General features: G+C 28.3%; 3 protein-coding genes. 2 read left to right on the top strand and 1 reads right to left on the bottom strand.

Annotated elements, in window-relative coordinates:
- Positions 1–150: 150 nt before the first annotated feature.
- Both C7380_RS13365 and C7380_RS13360 read left to right on the top strand, forming a co-directional pair.
- Positions 151–1,233 carry an AAA family ATPase gene (locus C7380_RS13365; protein WP_109606742.1) on the top strand — a complete coding sequence of 361 codons (1,083 nt, stop codon included), beginning with the start codon at positions 151–153 and terminating at the stop codon, positions 1,231–1,233.
- Positions 1,233–2,411 (top strand): vWA domain-containing protein, encoded by a 1,179-nt coding sequence (locus C7380_RS13360; RefSeq protein ID WP_109606740.1) that lies wholly within the window; start codon positions 1,233–1,235, stop codon positions 2,409–2,411. Before C7380_RS13365 ends, C7380_RS13360 begins: the two co-directional genes overlap by 1 nt.
- An 18-nt stretch (positions 2,412–2,429) precedes the next feature.
- Here the strand turns inward: C7380_RS13360 and C7380_RS13705 are convergent.
- The coding region (locus C7380_RS13705; protein ID WP_206050621.1) for a hypothetical protein at positions 2,430–2,724 on the bottom strand (295 nt) is incomplete at its 5' end.

The raw sequence follows: 2,724 nt of genomic DNA, 5'->3' as shown, positions 1-2,724 counted from the left end.
TAACTACTACCATATTTTATGTTTATTAATTTTTTAATAAATAAAATTTCTTTCATTATTTATTATCTTTTATATTTTTTTGTTTTTTTTAATTTTTATGAATTATCATGAAATATTCACTTAAGCGTATTTTATAGAGGGAGGAAAAAAATGAAACCAAGTGATACAAAGTATTTATGTAAAAAAATAATGCAAGCAGATGAAATACCTCTTCTTTGGGGACATTTTGGAGTTGGAAAAACTGATATAGCTAAAGAAATTGCTGAAGAAACTGGAAGGAAATTAATAATATTGGTAATATCTCAAATGGAACCTGGAGATTTGATAGGTATGCCTTCAAGGGATGAAAGCAAAACTGTATTTTTGAAACCAGATTGGTGGCCTGAAGATGATAATGTTTTGATAATGATAGATGAAGTTAACAGAGCTCATAGATCTATAAGAAATGCAATAATGCAATTATTAATTGATAGAAGAATTCATAATCATATTTTACCTGAAGGAGTTTGGATAATGGGAGCTGCCAATCCTCCAGATGAAGAATATGATCAAGTTGATTTAATAACAGATCCAGCATTTATGTCAAGATTTTTTCATTTGATTTTAAATACAGAAACTAATGATTGGATAAATTGGGCAAATGAAAATAAATTGAATAAAAAATTAATTAGTTTTATAAATAATTATCCTGAATATCTATCTCCAGATAGTAGAGTATCTATGAGATTAAACTTGAGACCAAGTCCAAGAAGTTGGTATAAACTTTCAAAAGTTTTTGATAATTTTTCAGAAGAAGATATATCAAATTATGGATATATAACTGCTGCTTCTATAGTTGGAAGTGATGCAGCCAGAGCTATTTTGAATCATTATAATAATAAAAATAATATACCAACAGCAACAGAATTAATCATAGAAGGTAAAAATTATGAAAGAATAAATAAATTAACTTCAGAAGAAAAACTAAGTATTATATTGAGAATAAATAAATATTTTGAAAGTCTTGATGATTCAGAAATGCTTAAAATAATAGATAATTCTGAACATAAACTTATATCTAAAAATATAAAAGAGCTTTCTAACTATTTACCAAAAGACTCAATATTTTCAATACTCAGAAATTTAAATAAATTAGTAGAAGATAGTAAAGGCATAAGAAAAGCTTTTTATGATAAATTATTGGAAGAAGTTGCATTAACTCTTGGAGATGAAAGGTGGCTTGATGAAGTATAATGCAAGATATAGTTGAAAAAGCATGGATAGAACTTTCAAAAGAAAGTATATTTTTTTCTTATGCGAGAATGCGTTTTGACATGTTGAAAAGTGAGACTGTTAGAACTGTTAAATTGAGTATTACATCAAATGGAAATTTTAGACTTATTTATAATCCTAGAAGACTCAAAAGTAAGGGAATTAACTTTACAAAAGCGATAATAAAACATGAATTGTATCATATAATATTTGGTCATATATTTATTAAAATTAAAAATGAAAGACTTAAAGGCATATGGGATTTAGCTATGGACGCATCTATAAATCAATATATATATGAATTAGATGCTTTAGCAAAACCTTTAAATGTAATGCTTGGAGAAGGTCATGCACCAGATAATGAAATATTATTCGTAACTGCTCCAATAGACATGCCAGGAAAAACAGCTGAAGAGTATTTTCAGTACTGCTTGAAATTTTTTGAAGATAATAAAATAATAGATCTTGAAGAAATACAGGAACAAAGAGAAGAAACCGATTCACATGATTTTCAAATGGATGTTTCAGAAGAAATGGCTTTTGACATAGTCAGTGAATTTATTCAAGAGTCATATGATAAATCAAAAGGGGATATGCCAGAAGGTTTAGAAATAGCTGTAAAAATAATGACTAAAAAAAATAAATTTGATTGGAAAACAGTTTTAAGAAGGTTCTTTGGAAGCTCTGTAATAACAAACAAATATAGAAGCTTATTAAAACCAAATAGAAGATATGATGATCAACCTGGTTGGGTTAGTCAAAGAGGACCTAATGTTTGTGTTATTTTAGATACTTCTGGATCTATAATCGAAGAAGAATATGATATGTTTTTTTCTGAGATTGAAGATATATCAAAAGTTCAAGGTGGAAAGATAAAATTAATACAAGCCGATAAAAAAGTACAATCAATTTCTGAATATAATAAAGGAAATTGGAAAGATTTAACTTTGAAAGGTAGTGGTTCAACAGATTTACAGCCAGCTGTTGATTATGTGGAAAAGAATATAAGACCAGAAGGAATAATTATATTTACTGATGGATGGGTAGAAGTACCCGCTATAAGTAGAAGAGTTTTATTTGTGCTTTCTAAAAAGTATAATAATGATTTTTATAATGAAGTAATATCATATTATGGAAAACAAAGTATAATCAACTTTTAAAGCCTGTAATTATTTTTATTACAGGCTTTCATACAAAAAGAAATTATCAAACACGTTAAAAGGTGGAAATGTGTAAGGAAAGGGAGGAATAAATGTAACAAAAAAGAAATTGACAGGAGATAGAGAAATGTGATAGTATATACTTCGGCTGGCTGAGAAGCCGGAGAAATAAATGCTGTTTGAAAAGTGGATAGAAGAAAGCCAATAAGGTAAGGAAAAAAAGACGTCAGAGAAAGAACTGAAGAAGGACAAACCATAAGGATGAAGGGTTTGATCCTGGCTCAGGGTGAACGCTGGCGGCGCGCCTAACACA

It is taken from the genome of Oceanotoga teriensis (assembly GCF_003148465.1).
GTDB classification, from domain to species: domain Bacteria; phylum Thermotogota; class Thermotogae; order Petrotogales; family Petrotogaceae; genus Oceanotoga; species Oceanotoga teriensis.
The sequence above is the reverse complement of the archived record's forward strand: the minus strand, read 5'-3'. Positions and strand labels throughout refer to the sequence as shown.